Origin of the sequence: Moorena sp. SIOASIH (genome assembly GCF_010671925.1) — a bacterium.
GTDB lineage: Bacteria > Cyanobacteriota > Cyanobacteriia > Cyanobacteriales > Coleofasciculaceae > Moorena.
On record NZ_JAAHIH010000003.1, the window covers coordinates 299,342 to 322,265 of the forward strand.

General features: G+C 42.8%; 22 protein-coding genes. 12 read left to right on the forward strand and 10 right to left on the reverse strand.

Translation table 11 applies throughout. The features are described from left to right. Positions 1-562: 562 nt before the first annotated feature. The 4 genes from F6J90_RS16520 to F6J90_RS16535 all read right to left on the reverse strand — a co-directional run bounded on the left by F6J90_RS16520 (position 563) and on the right by F6J90_RS16535 (position 3,779). Positions 563-1,150: an IS607 family transposase gene (locus F6J90_RS16520; protein ID WP_293095599.1), complete on the reverse strand. Its 588-nt coding sequence runs from the start codon at positions 1,148-1,150 to the stop codon at positions 563-565. Positions 1,151-1,361: 211 nt separating this feature from the next. Then, on the reverse strand, positions 1,362-2,030 hold the full coding sequence (locus tag F6J90_RS16525) for an ATP-dependent Zn protease (RefSeq protein ID WP_293065924.1): 669 nt from the start codon (positions 2,028-2,030) through the stop codon (positions 1,362-1,364). 599 nt (positions 2,031-2,629) lie between these two features. Next, positions 2,630-2,815, reverse strand: coding sequence for a hypothetical protein (locus tag F6J90_RS16530; RefSeq protein ID WP_293095602.1), 186 nt, complete (start codon positions 2,813-2,815; stop codon positions 2,630-2,632). Positions 2,816-2,921: 106 nt separating this feature from the next. Then, positions 2,922-3,779, reverse strand: a complete 858-nt coding sequence (locus F6J90_RS16535; protein WP_293095604.1) for a M15 family metallopeptidase — start codon at positions 3,777-3,779, stop codon at positions 2,922-2,924. Between F6J90_RS16535 and F6J90_RS16540 the strand changes: the two genes are divergently transcribed. The 4 genes from F6J90_RS16540 (at position 3,746) to F6J90_RS16555 (ending at position 6,875) form a co-directional block, all read left to right on the forward strand. Beyond that, positions 3,746-4,513 (forward strand): TetR/AcrR family transcriptional regulator, encoded by a 768-nt coding sequence (locus F6J90_RS16540; RefSeq protein WP_293095606.1) that lies wholly within the window; start codon positions 3,746-3,748, stop codon positions 4,511-4,513. The two genes, F6J90_RS16535 and F6J90_RS16540, sit on opposite strands and share 34 nt — an antisense overlap. Before the next feature lie 93 nt (positions 4,514-4,606). Next, positions 4,607-5,263 (forward strand): peroxiredoxin-like family protein, encoded by a 657-nt coding sequence (locus F6J90_RS16545; RefSeq protein ID WP_293095608.1) that lies wholly within the window; start codon positions 4,607-4,609, stop codon positions 5,261-5,263. 324 nt (positions 5,264-5,587) lie between these two features. Next, entirely contained in the window at positions 5,588-5,935 is a 348-nt protein-coding gene (gene trxA / locus F6J90_RS16550; RefSeq protein ID WP_293095611.1) for a thioredoxin, read from the forward strand. A gap of 340 nt (positions 5,936-6,275) precedes the next feature. After that, complete coding sequence (locus tag F6J90_RS16555) at positions 6,276-6,875, forward strand: glutathione binding-like protein (RefSeq protein ID WP_293095613.1); 600 nt, start codon at positions 6,276-6,278, stop codon at positions 6,873-6,875. Positions 6,876-7,367: 492 nt separating this feature from the next. Here F6J90_RS16555 and F6J90_RS16560 read toward each other — a convergent pair whose 3' ends face one another. Continuing rightward, entirely contained in the window at positions 7,368-8,045 is a 678-nt protein-coding gene (locus F6J90_RS16560; RefSeq protein ID WP_293095617.1) for a response regulator, read from the reverse strand. Between the two features lie 1,042 nt (positions 8,046-9,087). Between F6J90_RS16560 and F6J90_RS16565 the strand changes: the two genes are divergently transcribed. The 3 genes from F6J90_RS16565 (at position 9,088) to F6J90_RS16575 (ending at position 12,659) form a co-directional block, all read left to right on the forward strand. After that, a complete protein-coding gene (locus F6J90_RS16565; protein WP_293095619.1) occupies positions 9,088-10,557 on the forward strand; it encodes a pre-peptidase C-terminal domain-containing protein in 1,470 nt (489 codons plus the stop codon). 397 nt (positions 10,558-10,954) lie between these two features. Beyond that, complete coding sequence (locus F6J90_RS16570; protein ID WP_293095622.1) at positions 10,955-12,406, forward strand: pre-peptidase C-terminal domain-containing protein; 1,452 nt, start codon at positions 10,955-10,957, stop codon at positions 12,404-12,406. Between the two features lie 52 nt (positions 12,407-12,458). Then, the gene (locus tag F6J90_RS16575) at positions 12,459-12,659 is read left to right on the forward strand and encodes a hypothetical protein (RefSeq protein ID WP_293095624.1); all 201 of its coding nucleotides are present in this window, start codon (positions 12,459-12,461) and stop codon (positions 12,657-12,659) included. Positions 12,660-13,083: 424 nt separating this feature from the next. Here F6J90_RS16575 and F6J90_RS16580 read toward each other — a convergent pair whose 3' ends face one another. Continuing rightward, positions 13,084-13,230: a hypothetical protein gene (locus F6J90_RS16580; protein ID WP_293095626.1), complete on the reverse strand. Its 147-nt coding sequence runs from the start codon at positions 13,228-13,230 to the stop codon at positions 13,084-13,086. A 189-nt stretch (positions 13,231-13,419) separates the two neighbouring features. Next, entirely contained in the window at positions 13,420-14,136 is a 717-nt protein-coding gene (locus tag F6J90_RS16585; protein WP_293095628.1) for a thermonuclease family protein, read from the reverse strand. A 356-nt stretch (positions 14,137-14,492) separates the two neighbouring features. Here F6J90_RS16585 and F6J90_RS16590 point away from each other — a divergent pair, with 356 nt between their 5' ends. The 3 genes from F6J90_RS16590 to rpsD all read left to right on the forward strand — a co-directional run bounded on the left by F6J90_RS16590 (position 14,493) and on the right by rpsD (position 18,147). Further along, complete coding sequence (locus F6J90_RS16590; RefSeq protein WP_293095631.1) at positions 14,493-15,713, forward strand: transposase; 1,221 nt, start codon at positions 14,493-14,495, stop codon at positions 15,711-15,713. 439 nt (positions 15,714-16,152) lie between these two features. Continuing rightward, positions 16,153-17,100 (forward strand): deoxyhypusine synthase family protein, encoded by a 948-nt coding sequence (locus F6J90_RS16595; RefSeq protein ID WP_293095633.1) that lies wholly within the window; start codon positions 16,153-16,155, stop codon positions 17,098-17,100. A gap of 438 nt (positions 17,101-17,538) precedes the next feature. After that, complete coding sequence (rpsD, locus tag F6J90_RS16600) at positions 17,539-18,147, forward strand: 30S ribosomal protein S4 (protein ID WP_071106686.1); 609 nt, start codon at positions 17,539-17,541, stop codon at positions 18,145-18,147. 14 nt (positions 18,148-18,161) lie between these two features. Here rpsD and F6J90_RS16605 read toward each other — a convergent pair whose 3' ends face one another. Both F6J90_RS16605 and moaA read right to left on the reverse strand, forming a co-directional pair. Then, positions 18,162-18,401, reverse strand: a complete 240-nt coding sequence (locus tag F6J90_RS16605) for a hypothetical protein (protein WP_293095638.1) — start codon at positions 18,399-18,401, stop codon at positions 18,162-18,164. A gap of 361 nt (positions 18,402-18,762) precedes the next feature. Beyond that, a complete protein-coding gene (gene moaA, locus F6J90_RS16610; protein WP_293095641.1) occupies positions 18,763-19,749 on the reverse strand; it encodes a GTP 3',8-cyclase MoaA in 987 nt (328 codons plus the stop codon). Between the two features lie 259 nt (positions 19,750-20,008). On the opposite strand from moaA, the gene F6J90_RS16615 reads away from it, so the two are divergent. Next, a complete protein-coding gene (locus F6J90_RS16615; protein ID WP_293095644.1) occupies positions 20,009-20,914 on the forward strand; it encodes an alpha/beta hydrolase in 906 nt (301 codons plus the stop codon). Here the strand turns inward: F6J90_RS16615 and F6J90_RS16620 are convergent. Then, the gene (locus F6J90_RS16620; protein WP_293095647.1) at positions 20,869-21,018 is read right to left on the reverse strand and encodes a hypothetical protein; all 150 of its coding nucleotides are present in this window, start codon (positions 21,016-21,018) and stop codon (positions 20,869-20,871) included. The two genes, F6J90_RS16615 and F6J90_RS16620, sit on opposite strands and share 46 nt — an antisense overlap. Before the next feature lie 452 nt (positions 21,019-21,470). Between F6J90_RS16620 and cbiD the strand changes: the two genes are divergently transcribed. Beyond that, positions 21,471-22,616 carry a cobalt-precorrin-5B (C(1))-methyltransferase CbiD gene (gene cbiD, locus F6J90_RS16625; protein WP_293095650.1) on the forward strand — a complete coding sequence of 382 codons (1,146 nt, stop codon included), beginning with the start codon at positions 21,471-21,473 and terminating at the stop codon, positions 22,614-22,616. The last annotated feature ends 308 nt before the right edge of the window (positions 22,617-22,924 follow it).

Consider the following 22,924-nt stretch of genomic DNA (forward strand, 5'->3'; position numbering starts at 1 on the left):
TACCGTAGCGTGAGCCTTGGCCCAAAGCTGATAGCTGATAGCTGATAGCTGATAGCTGATAGCTGATAGCTGATAGCTGATAGCTGATAGCTGATAGCTGAATCCTTACCTCGAAAGTGGGAAGCAAAATCACATCAAAATTGTTAACCAAAAACCTGGCCGCCTTGTGATCCAGTTCCTGAACTAGGTACAAATATTATCGGAGAGCGTCTCAGTAAAGGTTAATTCGCCTAATTTATGGTAAATCCCTTTAGTTGAGACAGCTGATTTAGGGATGTAGCAAGATTGAACGGGGTTTTTGCGAGACCTAAACTTAACCCGATTAATTTGCGCAGTCTTCTTATACTTTTTATTTGCCTCCCTAACAGCGGTACAAGCATCCTTTATCGCTATAGATTTTATTTGATAAGGCACTGCTTTGCACCACTCGGGAGGTCATTCAAAATGTCAGTTTTAATGGCAAACCAGTTAGCTTTAACTTCGCCATCTAGGATTTTAACGGTCTTGTTGAATACATAACGGGACACTCCAAACCACTGAATAACCATTGATTGATCGTTGTTCAGGGTTTAGGAACACTCGAATCTTCTTTGATTTTTTGGCCGTATTTTCGGAGTCCGTGAACGCGGCAAGAGAAGACTTGAATGATGGAGAGAAGATCTGCAGTAAGTTCTGATTCTGGACAGCTTTCATGGTTGTCGAGAACCAAGATTTTTCCACCGTTGAGACTGACCAAGTACTCAATGAGTTCAAACCCGAATCGGGTAAGTCTGTCTCTACAGGCAACAACAATTGTGAGCTGATCTCCGCGCATAAGTCGTTCCAATATGGCTTGAATTCCTTTTCTTTTGTAGTTAAGTCCTGAGCCAATTTCTTTGACGATTTCCGCTTCCGGGAAGAGGGAATGCATGTAGGCGACTTGTCTGGCAAGATCGTCTTTTTGTTTGCTGCTGCTGACTCGGCAGTAGCAGATGGTTGCTAACTGTCTTGATTCCCTTTTTCCGAGGCTGAGCAGGCTTTCTGTATCAAAGAGCCGGTAACCACTTGGGGTTCGTTCGCATTTGATCGTGCCATTGTCTGCATACTTCCGAAGAGTGTTCCTAGAAAGTCCCGTAAGTTCGACCGCCTTACGGAGTGGTATTAGTGCCATAAATATAGTCTAACAAATAATTGTAGAGTTTGGAAGACTATGTAATACTTTTGTTTACTGGTTACTAACCCTCTCTCCACACCTCCGATCACCTCCGATCACCCCCCTCTGTTTCCCGACTCCGGATTCCCGATTCCCGATTCCCGACTCCCGATTCCCGATTCCCGACTCCCGACTCCCGACTCCCGACTCCCTAACTAAAACGCTATAGTTACTGAATTACCTCATAGCACTCTGCCACAGATGCCCGTTTTTCCATAGCAGCCACCAGTGCTTCATAAGATTCCCAGTGTTCAGTAATCATACTAGTCGCTTGACGCTCAGCCCATCGTGCTTTCACTGAGTACTCACTAGCAGAAAAACCTAACCCTTCCAAAGCATCTCGGAGTTTTTCGCAGTCTTCTGCTCCGCCCTCAACACTCTCATAGACTATAGTTTCCGCAGCAATGCCTGCCATCCAAACCGTGCAAAATCGATCTAAGGTTAATCGCATTTCCCGAATACTAGAAGCCTTAGCCGATAGTGCCTCAGTATCAAACGTTACACCACCATTACCCAGTTGTCCCTGCTTTAAAGCTTCCCAAGCACTTAAGGTGTAACCAGTGATTGGAATACCAAGTAAGTAAGCCACCAGAAAATGACCCGCTTCATGGCGAATTATGCGTCCGCGATGTTCAGGATTCGTACTCGCCAATACATCTAACAGCAGCGTTAACCCTTTCCCTTGGAAGCTGAAGCCATCTAGGGTAACAAGACTCAAGACACCAAAAGTAGTTACCGCAGGGATTGCCGGAGAAATATTCAACAGTGGTCCTAGCAAAACCGAAAGGGTCATGCCAAAAACACCAATAGCAATTAAATTCAGCGCAATTTGTTGCATTTGTCCTTGGTTACTTGTTACTTCATTGTTAGTTATATCATGTTTGTTGTAACAATTATAAATAGTAGGGAATAGGGAACAGGTAACAGGTAACAGGGAATAGGGAATAGGGAATAGGGAACAGGGAACAGGGAATAGGGAATAGGGAACAGATAACCGATAACTAGTAGGTAATATACCTACTAGTTATAAACATTTTTTTTGGCTCAATGTTTATATAAACATGAGATAATTTTTCAATGATTAATTGCAATTTTTACTGTGCATCCAAGTATCCAAGCCTTTCATCCTTCATATTTAAACCTTGGCCAAAAGGCCACGCTACGCGAACAACCTTTTTGAATTAAGAATTAAGAATTTAGAATTTAGAATTTAGAATTAAGAATTAAGAATTTAGAATTTAGAATTTAGAATTTAGAATTTAGAATTAAGAATTTAGAATTTAGAATTTAGAATTTAGAATTTAGAATTAAGAATTTAGAATTTAGAATTAAGAATTTAGAATTTAGAATTTAGAATTTAGAATTTAGAATTTAGAATCAAGAATTTAGAATTCTGCATTCTACATTCTACATTCTACATTCTACATTCTACATTCTTCATTCTCCATTCTCCATTCTCCATTCTCCATTCTCCATTCTCCATTCTCCATTCTCCATTCTCCATTCTCCATTCTCCATTCTCCATTCTCCATTTTCCATTCTCCATTCTCCATTCTCCATTCTCCATTCTCCATTCTCCATTCTCCATTCTCCATTCTCCATTCTCCATTCTCCATTCTTCATTCTTAATTCTTAATTCTTCATTCTTAATTCTTCATTCTTCATTCTTCATTCTTCATTCTTCATTCTTCATTCTTCATTCTTCATTCTTCATTCTGACAGACAACCTTCATACTTCATCCTCAAACTTTGGTGTTTCCGGTGGCAGAGGAGGAGGAGTAGGTTTCTTACCTTTGTAGAACGTTTCCAAGCTCTTGGTATCTCCGACAAACCTCCAGTGCCAAGGCTCATAACTAATTCCTTGGGGATTGTCTCTAGGAAAAGACAACTCAAAGCTGTAGAAAGCCGCATTCTTTTCCAACCACTTAAAGGCTGCCGTATTCTCAAACTCAGGATTAAGGTTAGTAGCTGGTGTCATGCCATCCCCAATATCGATCGCATAACCAGTGTGATGCTCACTGTAGCCAGGAGGAGCACTTACTTCAGCCCGTTTACTAGCCACCTGTCCTCGCTTTTCTTTTATTTGAAAAAACAGGTACTTTTGCTGTTCCACCGAACGGAAACCGGAAATTGGCACTAGGATTACCCCCTGTCTTCTTGCTGCTGCTGCCATTGCTTTGTATTTCCGAGCTGCTGCAGCCTCCAGTTTGATCCGGCCATCACGGGTAATTGGTTGCAGTTGTGAGCTTAGGACTTCAGAGTAGGGTAAGTGTCCCAGAATGTTATCACCATCATTCCCCGTATTGTTTAGACTAGCTTGGGGATTCTGTAAACTAGCTTCTGTATTACTTTGACTCGATGTTGCTTCACCAGACTTGGACTGAGCTTCAGGAGTTGGTTCCATTGGAATCAGGCTAAAGGTAATTCCTCCTATTGCTAGTAGTCCAATAATTAGTAACGCGACCTGCCAACGAGACCGGGGTTTAATATCCTGTCTATCCCTTACTGCCTCGGGAATATCATCTACTGGTACCTCTGTTACCTCAGAAAGGTTTGCTGGTTCGCCCGGAAGACCTGGGTTATTCAATAGTCCACTCCTGCACTGACATCCAAATTATTACATTTATTTATGACATACTGACCGTTTCTCAAAATCCCAGCAGTGTCAGGGAAGCAACTGGATTACTTGACCAATCGTTCCAGAATTGTTATAGTAAAGATACGAGTTCAGCAACGGTGATGGCAAGGCACAAAACCTTTGACCCAGAAGATGTCCTAGAAAAAGCCATGGAAACCTTTTGGCTTTATGGCTATGAAGGGACCTCAATGCAGGACTTGGTCAAAACCATGGGGATTAACCGAGGCAGTCTATACGACACCTTTGGTGACAAACGTTCCCTATTCCTGGCTGCGATCGCTCACTACAATGATACCTGTGTTAAAAATGCGATCGCATCCCTAGAAGCCCCCACAGCCTCAAAGCAAGCCATTATCGACTTTTTCTACAACCTGATCGAAGGGGCTGTAGACGATAAAGACCATCGAGGCTGCTTGCTCACCAACACCGCTGTTGAACTTTGTCCCCACGATCCACAGACTAAATCCCGGATTGCTGCTAATTTGCGCTCAGTGGAAAACGCCTTTAAAAAAGCCTTATCCACCGCAACCGAGCAAGGGGAACTCACAACCAACCATGACCTTCAGGCATTAGCCCAATATTTCACCAGTAGTATACAAGGGTTGCGGGTTATCTCCAAGGTCAACCCAGACCCAGAAACCCTAAGAGCTATTGTCAAGGTCATACTTTCCGTTCTCGATTGAGAGAGTAAATTGACAGAGTAAATTGACAGAGTAATTTTTTTTGCTCTTAATTGGAACGATTGTTCAAATAAACTAACTAACCAGGAGTAAATCATGACCTTAACCCAAGACTTGATTAACCTAAATACCCAGCTTCGCGCTAAGCAACCAGAAGAAGCCAAAGCCATCATGGCAAAAGCAGGGGAAGACCTCGCTAATTCTGGCATTGTAGACAATAGCCTCAATGTTGGTGACAAAGCCCCTAACTTTACCCTGCCTAATGCCGTAGGTAAACCTGTAGAATTGCAACACCTACTAGCCACCGGAGCCGTAGTAATTTCCTTCTACCGGGGTCAGTGGTGTCCTTACTGCAACCTAGAATTACGAGCCTTGCAGCAATTCTTACCAGAAATTCAGAAATTAGGTGCAACCCTAGTTGCTATTTCCCCTCAAACTCCCGATAATTCCCTATCCACTACAGAGAAAAACCACCTAACCTTTGAAGTACTAAGCGATGTTGGGAATAAGATTGCCAAAGAGTTTGGTCTAGTCTTCACCGTACCAGAAGAACTCCGACCAGTTTATCAAAGCTTTGGCATTGATTTACCTGCCCACAACGGCGATGAAACCTTTGAATTACCCATTGCCGCCACCTATGTAATTAATTCCGATGGAACCATCACCCATGCCTTCGTTGACCTAGATTACACCAAGCGACTTGACCCAGAAGAGATTGTCAGGGCATTACAAACCCTGGCTGTAGCCGTATAAGTAGCTCAATAAAAATCGTAAGCATTCAGGTCAGCCGTCAGCCGAAGTAACTCAGCATTATTCCAATGCTTACCTGTTTTCTTCAAAAGCACCTCAAGTAGCACCATCTGTAGCGCATTAGCACCTCAAGTAGCCTGGCTTACGGCCAATGACTGATAGCTGATAGCTGATAGCTGACGGCTGAATGCTTACAACACAGCAGCAATTCTTGATATCCAACTACTTAGTACAAGCCTGTCTTCATCCAGGAAATCAATAATGCTGAATTCATCAAGATTTCAGTCAACAGTCAACAATCATTCCTAGTTTAGGAGGAATTGAACTATGTCAGAAACAGCCAAATATATTACCCTAAATGACGATAACTTGGAAACCGAAGTGCTCAACAGTTCCATTCCAGTCATAGTAGATTTTTGGGCACCATGGTGTGGTCCTTGTCGGGTAATGAATCCAATCGTCACTGAATTAGCCACAGAATTTGATGGAGTTGTCAAAGTAGGCAAATTAAATGTTGATGACTACGAGCAACTAGCCAGCAACTATCACATTGAAGCAATTCCTTCCCTGTTGTTTTTCAACCAAGGTAAAGTAGTTGAACGGTTTGAAGGTCTTGTGCGTAAACCTACTCTGGTTGACAAAATTAATGCCCTAACTAATCTTATTTCTGTTTAAGGAGGTAATCACGATTATCGGGTAAAAGGTAATAGCTAATTACCCATTACCTTTTACCTTTAGGGAGTCAATTGTGGCAAGCACCTAAGCATTCAGCCGTCAGCTATCAGCTTATGCGCTACTTGAGGTGCTACCCGAACAGCTATCAGCTTATGCGCTACTTGAGGTGCTACTTGAGGTGCTATTAGCTATCAGCTTATGCGCTACTTGAGGTGCCATTGGCCGTAGGCCAGGCTAAGGGAACAGCTTTTGAATAAAATAAGCTGACGGCTGACAGCTGATAGCTGAATGCTTACCAAGCACTTAAAAAAAATCAGGGATAAATTGAGATCAAATAATCATGATTGACCTATATACCTTTTCCACACCTAACGGACGCAAACCTGCTATCATGCTCGAAGAAGTAGGACTTCCCTACACCGTTCACACAATTAACATAGCAAAGGGAGAACAGTTTACTCCCGAATATGTAGCAATCAATCCCAATAGTAAAATTCCTGCTATCATTGACCAGGATACTGGCATAACAGTTTTCGAGTCAGGAGCAATCCTAATTTATTTAGCAGAAAAGACAGGCAAGTTATTGCCAACCGATACAGCAGCAAGAATACAAGTGATTGAATGGCTGATGTTCCAGATGGCAAGCGTTGGACCAATGTTTGGTCAACTTAGTCACTTCCGACGCTTTGCCCCAGAACAGATTCCCTATGCTATTGATCGCTATGAAAAAGAAACCCTACGTCTGTTTGGTGTCTTAGATCAGCAATTAGCAAAACAGGAATTCATTGTTGGAGATTACTCTATTGCCGACATAGCTACCTATCCTTGGGTAGCTGCCTATGAGTATTTGGGAGTCACCCTAGATAACCATCCCCACCTCAAACGTTGGGTCGAGACAATGCAGCAGCGACCCGCTATGGAACGGGGCATGGCAGTCTGAACGTTTGTTGAAAGTTGAAAGTTGAAAGTTGAAAGTTGAAAGTTGAAAGTTGAAAGTTGAAAGTTGAATGTTGAAAGTTGAAAGTTGAAAGTTGAAAGTTGAATGTTGAAAGTTGAATGTTGAATGTTGAATGTTGAATGTTTAACCTTCAAAGTTCAACGTTATTAATCCTAGGTGGGCAGTGCGCCCACCCTACATCTAGGTGGGCAGTGCCTACCAACCCGATTGCCAGCTGATCTGATCTGTCTGATGCACTGCCCACCCTACATCAACTTTTGTTGAAAGTTGAAAGTTGAAAGTTCAAACTTCAAACTTCAAACTTCAAATTTCAAACTTCACACTCATGAATCCTAGGTGGGCAGTGCCTACCAACCCGATTGCCAGCTGATCTGATCTGTCTGATGCACTGCCCACCCTACATCAACCTACATCAACCTAGGAATTATCAAATTTTAGTAGTGTGGGTCAAAGAATACGATCCACACTACTAACCTAAATTAAATTACGCCTATGTGCCTCCATGCACATAGCTACCCGTTCATTGTTAACCTTTTTCTTTTCTGGGATATATTCATGTAGAGCTTCTATCCCCATTAATTTTCTAATTTGTTTGAAACAGTTACGAACAGAATTCTCACATTTATGTGTACGCTGGGCAATAGCCCAATCACTTAAGCACTCTTGACAAGCCAGTTGCAGTAACTGAATTTTTGGCTCGTCCCAGAGCTTTTTATCGTTGAGTTTTTGCAGCAACTCATTGGGTAAATGTAATTCTCCTTTTAAAGCACTAATGGCGTGTTCAACAAAATCTTGTCTTGGTTTGTTTTTCTTAGCCACAGTAAATCCCCCTTTATGACTAGTAATACCATTCAAGTTAACTAGGGGAGTAGGATTTTCGGTGTACACCAAAACATTCAATCTAGGATAGTTTTGGAATATATTTTGCAATAGATTTAACCCTGGTTTTGCAGAAAAATCACCAGTTATTGTACTAAAATGCAGGTCTACAACGATTAAATCTGGTGTATGCCAATCAAGGATTTCAAAAGCTTTTGTTGGTGTTTCGGCAATTACACAACGGGCAGATTTTTCTAAGTTTTTTAGATATAGTTTGTTGTTTTCAGCTACTTCTAAATGGTCGTCAACGACAAGAAACACAGGTGGATTCATCGGTTTTTTAATAATAAAAAAATTAGTTAATTGACATCATCAAAAATATTCAAAAAGCATTGACAATAGATCTGAATATTTTTTTTAAATGAAAATTAAAAATTCTAAAATAATCGTAAGCATTCAGCCGTCAGCCGTCAGCTTTGTGGCACAGGCCACAAGCGCTGTGACTTTATTCAGATTAAACGAATGCTTACCTGTTGTCTTGATGCGGCGTTGCACAATTCCGGGGATGATTTCAAGATGTGCGAAAAAGTTTTTACTGATTTATCAAGAGTTTCAGCTTCTGCAAATTTGAATATCATCCCACAAAAATGCAACGCCCTTGATGCAGTCGCTCATGGGGGAAACCCTTTTTGGCCGACTGCATCGCTTATTCAAAAGCTGTTCGGTGTAGCTTGCCCAAGGGTCTATAAACTGATAGCTGATAGCTGATAGCTGAATGCTTACAAATAATCAAATTAATGGTGCTCTGGATATTATCTTCATAATAAAAAAGAGATGGAGTTAAAAATCATTACTTTAATCATTTTGGACTATTAGGGATGAAATATTAAGAGTTAATTTGTAAAGTAACTATCAAGATCTTAAATCCCTTGACAGATATGGATTTCAGGGAACAGGGATAAAACTAATCCAAATCCGTGAAAGCCTTACAGCGTGATGGTTATAGCTTCATTTGCCAATCAGCGCTGACAGATGTGATAATTAAGCTAATTTCATTCAAAATTAAAAGCTGATAAACTTTGCTTACAAATAAATAGTCCGCTTTTGGTGTGTCACGGATATCGGGTAAATCCCCAGTCAATTCTGTATATTTTAGTGACACAAAACTAGGGGCTAATAAACTTTGCTTACAAATAAATAGTCCGCTTTTGGTGTGTCACCGAGATTGGGTAAATACCCAGTGAAGTGTGTGTATTTGAGTGATACAAAACTAGGTGTGGTTTCTTACGCTGTAGATGCAGGAAAGCGCCAGTAAAATCAACGTTTTAGGCTAATTTCCCTTGCTTTTCACAGAAAAAAAAACCAGGAGTTAATCATGGCTACTTTCGATGATTTAGGCACTTTCACGGGTAATTCCATCATCCGCAATGGGGAGCTTAGGATCTTAGACCGCACTGATGTGTTTAAGTTTAGCGTCTCAAACAACAGTCAAATTAACCTCAATCTATACAATATCAGTGCGGGTGATGATGCTAACCTCAGACTCTATCAGGACACTAACAACAATGGCATCTTGGACTTTGGCGACCAACAAGTGGCTAGCTCTTTACAGGGTGGCAATGCTGACGATGTTATCAACTACAGTGCTACCAGTGGCACTTACTTTGCCCAGGTAATACGCTACGCTCTTGGTAGCAATGGTATTGTTTCCTATGATTTAGAGTTGTCTGGAACTACTACAACTACTGGAACTACTGCAACTAGCAAACCAAATACCTATCAGCCCTTTAACCCCAACGAAGTCTTTTCCCTCAACAGCAACCCAGACGCAGACCACATTATCTACCTAGACTTTGATGGTCACACCACCACAGGTACTGACTGGAACGAGGAGTTCGGGAGTGCCATTGTGACCCCTGCCTATGACACGGATGGGGATACTTCGAATTTCTCCACTGCTGAGAAAGAGACGATTTGGCACATTTGGCAACGGGTAGCAGAAGACTTTAGTCCCTTTAATGTGAATGTGACTACTGCTCAACCTTCCGATGACCAACTCAAAAAAACTAGCGGTAGTGATTCCCAATGGGGCATTCGCGTTGTGATTGGGGGAGATGGTACCTGGTATAAACCAGGTACCGTTGGTGTGGCTTATATGGATTCATTCAACTGGGACAGTGATACCCCCACCTTTGTTTTTTCAGAACAGTATAACGGCAGTGAGAAAGAGGTGGCTGAGACCATTAGCCATGAGGTAGGTCATACCTTGGGTCTTGAACATGACGGTAATTTCACCAACCAGTATTACAGTGGTCATGGCAGCGGCCCAACAGGATGGGCTCCTATCATGGGGAATAGCGATTTCAAGGACTTAACTCAGTGGAGCCAAGGTGAGTATACCGGTGCCAGCAACCAAGAAGATGACCTAGACATCATCACTGGGCAAAATGGTTTTGGCTATCGCCTGGACGATTATAGTAACTGGCGAACCGATGCAGCAGCGCTATCCATCAATGATGGTCAGGTGGAAAATTATGGCATTATTGAACAAAATAACGACATTGACTGGTTTGAGTTCAATTCAACTACGGGCGATATAGCGCTAGATATTGAGCCTTTTGAGCGAGGAGCTAATTTAGACATTCTGGCTAGGCTATATAATGCTTCTGGTCAACTGATTAGCTCCTCTAATCCCATCGGTTCTCTATCCGGTAGCTTTAATGTTGACCTCGATCCAGGACAGTACTATCTAAGCGTTGAGGGTACTGGTCAAGGAAACTTAGTTACTGGATACAGTGATTATGGCAGCTTAGGACAATACTCTATTACTGGCACGATTGCTTAGACTCTGCAATCTAATGCCTTAGAAACTTTCTTCAACATCTTCCGATCTCAAAGGGGATGTTGAGAATTTAGAGTAATCCAGCAGAGCTACTTTATAAAGTAACTATAAAGAGCTCAAATCCCTTGACAGATATGGATTTCAGGGAACAGGGCTAAACCGAAGCCGAATTATTGAAAGCCTTGCAGCGCCATGGTTATAGCTTCGTTTACCAATCAGCGCTGACAGCTGTGATAATTCAGCTAATTTCCTTAAAAATTAAGAGCTGATAAACTTTGCTTACAAATCTTAAAAAACTAGGTGTGGTTTATTACCCTGTAGATGTAGGAAAGCGCCAGTAAAATCCAGTTTTTGGGCTAATTTACCGTGCTTTTCACAGAAAAGAGACAAGCAGTTAATCATGGGTACTTTCAATTTAGGCACTTTCAGCGGCAATCCCATCAGCCGCAATCGTTACACACTCACTACCTCAGACGCCACTGATGTGTTTAAGTTTAGGGTCTCAAACAACCGTCAAATTAACCTAAATTTACACAATATCAGTGCGGGAGATGATGCTAACCTCAGACTCTACCGGGACACTAACAACAATGGCATCTTTGACTTGGGCGACCAACAAGTGGCTAGCTCTTTACAGGGTGGCAATGCTGACGATGTTATCAACTACAGTGCTACCAGTGGAACTTACTTTGCCCAGGTAAAACGCTATGCTCCTGGTAGCAATGGAAATGTTTCCTATGATTTAGAGTTGTCTAGAACTAGCAAACCAAATACCTATCAGCCCTTTAACCCGAACCAAGTCTTTTCCCTCAACAGTAACTCAGGGGCAGAGCACATTATCTACCTTGACTTTGATGGTCATACTACCACAAATACCCTATGGAACAAGAACTTCGGGAGTTCCATTGTGACCCCTGCCTATGACACGGATGGGGATACTTCCAATTTCTCCACTGCTGAGAGAGAGACTATTTGGCGCATTTGGCAACGGGTGGCAGAAGACTTTAGTCCCTTTGATGTGAATGTGACTACTGCCCAACCTTCCGATGACCAACTCAAAAAAACTAGCGATAGTGATTCCCAATGGGGCATTCGCGTTGTGATTGGGGGAGATGGTTCCTGGTATCAAAAAGGTACCGGTGGTTTGGCTTATATGAATTCATTCAACTGGGACAGTGATACCCCCGCCTTTATTTTTTCAGAGAATCGCGCTGGAGGTAATGAGAAAGCGGTGGCTGAAACTATTAGCCATGAGGTAGCTCATACCTTGGGTCTTACACATGACGGTAATTTAACCAACGAGTACTACAATGGTCATGGCAATGGCAGTGTCGAAACAGGGTGGGCTCCTATTATGGGAGAGGGCAACGATAGAAATCTAACTCAATGGAGCAAAGGTGAGTATACCGGTGCCAGCAACCAAGAAGATGACCTAGATATCATCACTGGGCAAAATGGTTTTGGCTATCGCCTGGACGATTATAGTAACCAGCTAACCAGTGCAGCAGCGCTATCGATCAATGATGGTCAGGTGGAAACTTATGGCATTATTGAACAAAATAACGACATTGACTGGTTCACGTTCAATTCAACAACGGGCAACATAGCCCTAGATATTAAGCCTTTTGAGCGAGGACCTAATTTAGACATTCTGGCTCAGCTATATAATGCTTCCGGTCAACTGATTAGCTCCTCTAATCCCATCGGTTCTCTGTCCGCTAGCTTTAATGTTGACCTGAATCCAGGACAGTATTATCTAAGCATTGATGGTACTGGTCAAGGAAACTTAGCTACCGGATACAGTGATTACGGCAGCTTAGGACAATACTCTATTACAGGCACGGTTGCTTAGACTCTGCAATCTCTAGCTTTAGAAACTTTCTTCAACATCTTCTGATACCAAGTTGCGGTCAAACGTACAACTTTATCTTCCCCCAATCTCCCTATCTCCCTATCTCCCTATCTCCCTATCTCCCTATCTCCCTATCTCCCTATCCAACCAATCTACTATCGTAAGCATTCAGCCGTCAGCCGTCAGCCGTCAGCCGTCAGCCGTCAGCCGTCAGCCGTCAGCCGTCAGCCGTCAGCCGTCAGCATTCAGCTGACGTAACAAAGATTAAACGAATGCTTACTTGTTTTATTTAAAAGCTCAAAGCTCAAAGCTGAGAGCTGAGAGCTGAGAGCTGAGAGCTGAGAGCTGAGAGCTGAATGCTTACCTACTATCTTTGAATGCAACTCGGTATGATATCAAAGGGGATGTTGAGAATTTAGACGAGTTTAACGCTTCCTCACCCAACTCCGAAATTCTGCTACCAACTGCAAATAATCTTTGGTGTCCACCTCTGCTAAAAATCCCTCAATTTACCCTATAGGTAAACCAGGAAAAGCAAAACTTTATTGACAAAGACTATATTCTCGATATCGTAACTGATAAATCTCAAAAGATTCACCATAATAAAGCCAAAATTATGAAACCCCTAACTCTGCATACACTGCAAAACGGTTCATAGAACTACTGGTAATATCAATTTATACTACTAAATCGGGAGCTGTAGCGGTTTCTAAATTAATCCTTTTTTTGCCCTTAATTATGCTAATTTTTTGGATATAAAAGTTTTTATATAACTTCGGAATAGGGAATAGGGAATAGGGAATAGGGAATAGAGCAGTTGGCATTCAACATAAGTATTGATTATTGCAAATATATAAGTGGACTGTATCTTTTTTGTCCAATTTTATTAATTAACTTATCTGCAAATGGCTAGATGACCTACATTCAATGTTCTTAACCCTACTCCCTATTCCCTACTCCCTACTCCCTAAAACCCAGAACAAAAGTACCTCAACCAATTTAGAACTGCTATATTACTTCAGCGTCTCCTTAAACCTATCCTCAAACTGATCTTTAGTCATTTTGCCACCTTCTAGGTCTTCACAGAGGGTTTGAATTTTTTCTGTAAGCTGCTGATCTGCATCTGGGTCTTCAAGCAGGGCTTTTTGCTTTTTCTTAAGGGGACGAAACAACCAAGGCTGGATAAATCCTGACTTCGGTTCTTGCCATAACCCTTTTCCTTGGCGTTCCGCATCTGCCTCTGCCAACAGAAGAGAGATAGCCATCTCACGAGGGCACTTACTAAAATAATCGTAATAAATCAGTGCTAATCCTTCTTTTACTAAACTATGCTGAAGAAACGTGCCATCCAATAAGTAAACTTCGCCAATGCTACGATTGTAGCGAGTGTCGATGTCGGTAATTCTCAATTTAACTTTATTCCCGTTTTCTTCTACCAACTGTTTGACCCAGTCTTTACCTTCTTTGCCCCACTTAAATTGACTTTGATAGAGCGCATTGTCCTGATTTTTATCCTCAAGTTTTTTGTAACCCCACCCCTTAGGAGTTTCTGGTGCATCAATGTAAACGAAGCGCACTGTAATTTCTTCTCCGGAGGCATCAATCACATCAATGGTGTCAGCATCGGAAACTTTCTTAACAGCGTAGGTCTCTAGGGACTCAAAGTATGGCGGTACTTGAGAAGCAACTGACCCTACTTTACTTAAAATTTCACTAATCAAGTCTGTCATGGCGTAAATCGTATCAGGACTCAGATAAAAGTAATCGGTGAACAGGCCATCAGTGCCTCAAATCAACAGCCGATGCTATTCTAGATTTAAGACTAACCATAGCAAAACACTTACTGGCTGTCCATTCCCTTCAATCATCCCACAACGGGAGCAACGCCAGATGAGGGAGGTCAGTTATTTCCCTGTCCGCTCCACCAGTGACCTTCAAGACAGGTGTCAACAGATTGATATATGATAAAAGTCTGTGACCAAGAAACGCGGGATACAAGCCCCGTCCTTCCAGGACGGTTAACCCGTGAAACTCAAAAATATTCAGCTTCTATGTTAGAATGATATGAAGTTGCTCGGTAGCAATAATGTTTGTACTAGAGTTCAAAGTCAATCCCAAGCCCACACAAATCTCAGCCATAGAGGAAGCCATTCGGACAACACAGTTTGTCAGAAATAAAGCGCTTCGCTATTGGATGGATCATCGTGGCGTGGGAAAGAAAGAACTTTTTAGGTACAACACATTGCTTAGAAAAGAGTTTAAGTTTGTTGAGGATTTAAACTCTCATGCTTGTCAAGTAGGGATAGAGCGGGTTGTCAGAGCAATTAATCGATTTTTTGAGAATTGCAAAAAGAGCAAACCCGGTAAGAAGGGCTATCCTCGCTTTAAAAAGCGCTCTCGTTCAGTTGAGTATAAAATCTCAGGCTGGAAGTTATCGGAAAACCGAAAACACATTGAATTTACCGATAAGAAAAGAATTGGTCGGCTCAAACTCATTGGTTCTCGTGATTTAAATTACTTTCAACCCGAACAGATTAAACGGGTTTCGATTTTGAGACGGGCTGATGGATATTATGTGCAATTCATTATTGGATTAGACCCTAGAGACATCGTCCCAGCAATAGAACCTTCTCAAAAAGCGCTAGGGCTGGATTTAGGGATTAAATACTTTCTGGCACAGAGCAATGGTCAGACAGAACCGAATCCACAGTTCTACCGAAAATCTGAGCGACAACTGAACCGAGCTAACCGAAAAAAGTCTAAAAAGTTCCGTAAAGGAAAACCACAAACTCAGAACTATATCAAGGCAAGACAGAGATACGCACGAAAACATTTAAGAGTAAGTCGGCAGCGAGAAGAGTTTGCAAAGAGAGTTGCACTCCGTTTAATCCAGTCTAACGTATGGCGCGCCTATGTTCGCGCAGCGTGCCGAAGGCAAGACTTAAATGTTAAAGGCTTGGTCAAAAATCGTCGTCTTTCCAAAAGTATTAGTGATGCTGGATGGTCAAATTTCCGCAGATGGTTAGAATACTTTGGTTATAAATATAGCAATGTTACGGTGGCAGTACCGCCTCATAATACCTCTCAAAACTGTTCTAATTGTGGGAAAAAAGTGCATAAATCTCTATCAACAAGAACCCATATTTGTCCTGATTGTGGGTTGATTCAATACCGGTATATTAACGCTGCATTGAACATTTTGCAACTGGGTTTAAGTACGGTGTGCCCCACCGGAACTTATACGCTTGGGGAGAGATTCCCTCTAGCTGCGTTGGATAGGTCCTGCTCAGTTACGGAGCCTCAATGAACCAAGAATCCCCGCCGTTCTACGGCGCGGGAGTGTCAAGAGGAATCATACACCTCAAAAGCTAGTTGACTAGATCAGGATTTTCTAGCAGTGTTTAGTGTTGAAAAACCCGCTAGCTGACTCCCCATGATGGACTGCATCAAGGCTTAAGTCTAGTCAAAGTCAGTCCTGGGAGTTTTGATCCGGAGCGAACGGTAAGATGTTTTCAATTATATGAAGACTTGATATCGTAGCTTATTTCCTTAGTGCTTTAGCCGAGGGAAAGTTCAAGTTCGCACTAGCAAGTTTTTCATCAAGGCTGTTAACTAACTGGTGCTTCCGGTTTTTTACCATTTTATCAATGGGTAATTCTGCTGTTTCTAAAACGTTTATCTATATTGCTGTAAAGTACTCAACTGTAATACCCACTATTGGAGGAAAAACGATGATTCGAGAGTTCATGAAGAGAAATTTTCGACACTTTAATGCAGCCGTGTGTGTTCAGGCGGCTGAAGGATGGGTGAAACACCTGGAATCTGGTAATAAAATGTTCCTGACTATGGCTGGTGCCATGAGTACAGGAGAGCTGGGTATCTCTCTGGCTGAAATGATTCGCCAAGACAAGGTACATGCCATTTGCTGTACTGGAGCGAATCTTGAAGAGGATATCTTCAATCTGGTTGCCCACTCTCAATATAAGAGATTACCGGATTATCGTTCACTGAAACCAGAAGAGGAAAAGGCTCTTTTTGAGTCCGGGATGAATCGAGTTACTGATACCTGTATCCCTGAAGAAGAAGCGATGAGGAAAATTGATCAGCATATGGTGAAACTGTGGCAAGCAGCTGATCAATCTGGCAAAAGCTTTTTCCCATACGAGTTCATTTATCAACTTATTGAAAGTCAAGAGCTTAAAGACTCTTATGAAATTGATCCTTGTGACTCATGGGTGATCGCAGCATGGCAGAAACAAATTCCTATTTTTGTTCCTGGATGGGAGGATTCAACTCTGGGAAATTCCTTTGTTTCTGAAGTTATCAAAGGCAATATCAGTCGCTTGAATGTTGTGCGGAGCGGTCTTGAGCTGATGGTATTTCTTGTGAATTGGTATAAGGAAAATACTAGAGATTTTTCCATGGGGTTCTTTCAAATTGGGGGTGGAATTGCTGGAGATTTTCCCATCTGCGTTGTGCCACTGATCCACCAGGATCTCAAGGAAGACTGTAAGTTGTGGAGTTACTTCGCGCAGATTAGTGATTGTACCACCTCATACGGTTCCTACAGTGGCGCACTACCTAGTGAAAAGATTAGTTGGGGCAAACTTGATACGGACACCCCTAGTTACGTGATTGAATCGGACGCATCAATTGTAGCTCCGCTGATTTTTAATTACGTCCTGGGTCACTAATATCATGTCCGGTTGAATACTTACACGCTTGCGCCGAATCGAAGGCAGAGGGCACCCACCCCTAACCCCTCCCAGGAGGGGAATGGCATTTGGCAGAAGAAAAGGAGTAAAGTTTAATCGGAAATGGTTTTTTATCACTAATTATCCGGACATGATATAACCCTAGAAGTGATTATTTAGGGTAGTTGGGTCAAAGCCTTTACCCCGCCTTCTTTGGTGGAGCTATCGCCTATGAGTTCGGTAGCGCTAATCCCGTTATATGGAACTCAGGTGGTTTGCAGTATGGAAATTGCCGTAGATAGGGCTATTGAGCTAACACCTGCTCGAAATCTTCCCCATGCCAATTTCCTTATGCCCACTGCCCTAATAAATTGTAAGATAATAGTTTTGGGAAATCTTTAGTCAAAATAGTACACAAGATAGTACAGAGGAAGTTATATGTCCCGATATAGAGGCCCGCGTCTGCGGGTCGTTCGCCGTCTGGGTGATTTGCCCGGTTTAAGTCGTAAAACACCCCGCCGTGCCTATCCCCCAGGTCAACATGGTCAAAACCGTCGGAAACGCTCAGAATATGCGATCCGTCTCGAAGAAAAGCAAAAACTGCGCTATAACTACGGAGTGACTGAAAAGCAGTTAATTCGCTATGTCCGTAAAGCTCGTCGAGCCACTGGTTCCACTGGACAAGCTTTGCTGCAACTGCTAGAGATGCGACTGGATAACACAGTCTTCCGCATGGGTATGGGAGGTACCATCCCAGCGGCTCGTCAGCTCGTGAATCACGGTCATGTTACTGTAAATGGTCAAGTAGTTAATATTCCTAGCTATCAGTGTCGCCCTGGCGATGTGATTGCGGTTAGAAACCGTGATCAATCCCGCCGTCTAGTAGAACGTAACTTGGAATTTCCTGGCTTAGCAAACCTTCCTAGTCATTTAGAGTTTGATAAGAACACCTTCACCGGTAAGGTGAATGGGATTATTGATCGGGAATGGGTGGCATTACAAATTAACGAGCTACTGGTGGTTGAGTACTACTCCAGGAAAGTCTAACCCGGGTTGAAGGTTTACAACAACGGTTGTTCGCGTAGCGTGGCCTTTTGGCCAAGGTTAACAGGTTGAAGGTTAACAGGTTGAAGGTTAACAGGTTGAAGGTTAACAGGTTGAAGGTTAACAGGTTGAAGGTTAACAGGTTGAAGGTTAACAGGTTGAAGGTTAACAGGTTGAAGGTTAACAGGTTGAAGGTTCGGCTTCAGTTGAAAGTTAACAGGTTGAAGGTTGTTCGCGTAGCGTGGCCGAAAGGCCAAGGTTCTAACCTGGAACCTACTAAGCTCGAACCGGCTAACCTGGAACCAAGACCAAGAACACCTGTAACCTGCAACCTTCAACCTGATTAACCTTCAACCTTCAACCTGATTAACCTTCAACCTTCAACCTGATTAACCTGCAACCTTCAACCTGATTAACCTGCAACCTTCAACCTGATTAACCTGCAACCTTCAACCTGATTAACCTGCAACCTTCAACCTGATTAACCTGCAACCTTCAACCTGATTAACCTTCAACCTGAATAACCTTCAACCTTCAACCTTCAACCTGAATAACCTTCAACCTGAATAACCTTCAACCTGAGTAACCTTCAACCTGAGTAACCTGCAACCTAAAAAACTATCCGCCAATTTGTGACATCGTCCTTGTATATGAACCATCGGTACCAGAGTCTCTCTCCTTGAAATTGATTTCTGGTTTAATCATCAGCAACTGTCTGACCTGCTCTCTTAAGTCAGTGGTATCAATGCCGCTGCGTAGAGCAGTTTTTAAGTCAACTTGACCTTGTTCATTAAGTAGGCAGGGACGCAGCCAACCATCAGCAGATAGACGCATCCGATTGCAGCGATCGCAAAAACATTCTGACATCTGACTAATAAATCCCAGGGTGCCCTTGGCACCAGGAATCTGGAACACATCAGCTGGGCCATTACCCCGGACACTTGATTCTATCAAACCCCAGCGTAAGCGAATCCGTTGCCGTAATTCTTCCGAAGGTACCCACGCCCGCTCACCAAATAGCTGGGAGTTCCCGATGGGCATAAACTCGATAAATCGAACGTGCCAGGAGCGGTCAATGGTTAGAGCAGCTAAATCCAGCACTTCCTGGTCATTAACTCCTGGAATTACCACCACATTCAGCTTTAACGGGTCAAATCCAACCTGATGGGCAGCTTTTATCCCTTCCCAAGTCTGTTCCCAGCGCGAACGTCCCCGATTGCCGATAATTTTGTCAAATGTCTCTCGATTGAGGGAGTCCAGACTAATATTAATCCGCCGTAAACCCGCTTGGTAGAGTTCCTTTGCCATACCAGCCAGTAAAAAGGCATTGGTAGTCATGGCCAAATCTTGTGTTTCGGGTAAAGATGCGATCGCTTTAACTAAATCCACTACACCTGGACGCAATAGAGGTTCACCTCCCGTGAGGCGAAACTTTCTAAATCCTACCGGGATAAACACCTCCTCGACCAGAGTCAGCAGTTCTTGATCAGTGAGTAATTCTTGCCGTAGGATATAGTCAAGCTCTGCTCCTTGAGGCATACAGTACTGACAACGGAAGTTGCAGCGGTCAATTAGGCTAATCCGGAGATAGTCTACAGTATTCATAATTGCACCGAACCATGGGGTTTCAAAGGGTTTTGGTAATAGGTTATACCTATTCCGGAATCAGTCCCTCAGCCCTTGTAGCTAATGCTATGCAGCATCTCTTTCCAAGAATCCAGTGATACTGCAACGGTTAGGGTGCATTCCTTTTCTTGCAAAGTCTATTCTGTGACCCTCAAGGGAGTGTCACAATTACTTACTCATGGTGTACTCCCCTACCTAAAATCGATAAGAAACTACCAGTATCCCAGATTTAGGGGAAATGACCGACAAACCAGATTTTCTTCTATACGCACAACACGGATGGGCGGATAACTCTAAAGCGATGGCACGCCTTGCCCAATCCTTAGCCACATCCCGCACTGCCATAATTACTCCCGATCTCGGTTGGTTCAAAACTTGGCTCTGGATAGAACCCCTAATCAACCAACTCGAACACATTGTCTTAGATACCATTGTCACTTATCCCCAGACACCAATCCGAATTATTGGTCATTCCATGGGTGGCTTAATTTGGCTAGAACTCCTTAGCCGTCACCGAGACTGGTGGTCACAAGTAGAATCGTTAGTGTTGATTGGTTCTCCTATTGGTGGTGCAGATCTAGCTAGAATTATAGACCCCTTGGGCATTGGTATTGGTATCGCAAAGGATTTAGGTATCAACCGCCGACAACTAGCAGAGTCCATTGGCGCAGTGATTCCCACATTAGTAATAGCTGGTGATAGTGATCACGGTAGCGACGGTACGATTACAATAGAGACAACCAAGTTTTCTCCTAGTAAATTCGTTTGTTTACCTAATGTGCGTCATGCTGCTCTCAAAAATCATCCGTTAGTCGCAGCAGAAATCCATAAATTTTGGGCGAATCCAGTTATCACACAACCTCCTCCACCAGGAGACTTTATTACTAGCTTAATTCAACAATTACACTCAGTCCCAGGTATGACTGATGGTCATAGTCGAGATTTTCACCGAGCCAAGACCTATATAACATTTAAAAATGGCATTTCTATTCGGACTTGGCAGAATCCTTTACTAATACACCATGTCTTTGTAGCTAGCCCTGAAGGAGACTGTCTCTACAGTGGTTTTGTAGGTTGGATACATAATCAAGCGTTATATCAAACCCTTGGTACTATAGCAAAGGGAGTAGGGAGTAGGGAGTAGGGAGTAGGGAGTAGGGAGTGGGTGCATCTTTTTATTGTAAATCTATAACTAAAGGAAGTGTGGGTCGGGTGTGTGGGTAGATTTTTATGAAGGGTAATTGTCATAACATTATCTTACTATTGCCGAAGAGTGTTTTTACATGCATTGAGATGCACCCGTATGCAGTAGGGAATATGGCCTCAAAAATTATCACAATTAATTTAGGATTCCTATTGTTAATTGAAAGTAAAAAAAAACCATTAAAAAATTATCAACAAATCCCCATTTACATTAAATAATGTATTACCGAAATGGAAAAAGCTATAGTTGGTGGATTTTTGGTTTACCGTAATCGGTAACTACAAATTATAAATTATAAATTAGATCAGCAAATTTTAGACAATGAATATAGCATTTATCATAGTAATAAAGTAGACAGGATTTTTTTCCTCTTGCATCTTCTGACTTCCCTATCACCTATTCCCTTCCTGCTCCCTACTCCCTAAAACCCAGGAATCTGTACCTCACCCAAGGTCAAACTGCTATAACTAAGCGTCCGCAAATTTCACCTGGTTACATGACGACCTCCCTACCTCAATCTGGATATACCTTACCTGTATTTGCCTGTGCCTCAGCCATAGCCGCCCTCCATCAGTTACGCAACGGCGAACCCTTCGAAACGGTGTCAGTGGACTTAATTAACCCTCCTGAAACCGCAGACATTCCCATTGAGCAAGTGGCTGGGATTCGAAAAGGGGTAGCGCTAGCTATTACTCACTCTAACCCTGGTGATAACCTTGACCTTACCCGTAATACCCCGATTTGGGCAGTAGTAGAATGGGGTTCCTTGGAGCAAACTGAATCGATACAGTTATTGGGGGGTGAAGGAATTGGACGACAAATCAATGCCGGAGGGAAACCAGCCATCTATGCTTACGCCGAGAAACTATTGCACCATAACTTGAGTTGTCTGCTAGCACCGTCAGAGAAAATTCAGGTGACGATTATCTTGCCGGAAGGGCGGAAGTTGGCACAGCGTACTTCTAATTCTGCCTTTGGTGTAGTAGAAGGACTTTCCCTACTAGGAACTACTGGCATTTCCCAGCCTCTGAGTGCTCCTGGTCAATTAGCTGCTTACCAGGATGAATTAAAAGCAAAAGCCAGCAAATTGCTAAAAGAGCAAGCCTCCTCACATTCGACAACACTAGTTTTTTGTGTGGGAGAAAATGGCTTAGATTTGGCGCGAGGCTTGGGGATTAATCCCGAGCGGCTGGTTAAAACAGCGAATTGGCTCGGACCATTGTTGGTAGCAGCTGGGTACTCCCAGGTTCCAGAAATTTTGTTATTTGGCTATCATGGTAAGTTAATTAAACTGGCTGGAGGAATTTTTCACACTCACCACCACCTAGCTGATGGACGACTGGAAATTCTCACTGCTCACTGTGCGCAGTTAGGAGTACCAACCCCACTGATCAGGCAAGTATTTGGCAGTCAAACCACTGAAGCTGCTCTCAATTGTCTGCGTCAATGGGATCAGACTCAGGGCACTGATTGGGTCAATCAGGTTTATCATGCGATCGCATTGACCATTGACCAACGCTGCTTTGACTACATCCGCAAACACAGTGAGCAGCATATCCAGGTGGGCTCTGTATTGTTCGATCGCGATCGCAAAATTATTGTTACCAGTCCCACAGGTTGCACATTAATTTCAAATTTGTGATAATTTGTGATAAATTTTTATAAATCTTTATACATTGGCGTCCGGATCTTGTAGCCGAACCCAATGTATGATAAATTGACCTGATTATCAGCTGAAACTTCGGATTTCAGGACATATAGACTGAAACCCTGAAAAATCTCCTGACTAGAAGTCAGGAGAGTGTCAACAGACATACCACTGCCAGGCAGGTCTATGAAGTGCGTGTGGGAGTGGAAACTGACATAACCGTAAACAGATTAAGTTCTGTATCGTCGATGAGAGTCTACGACTCAGACTAACTGGTTAATGCCAGCGCTACCATCCACATC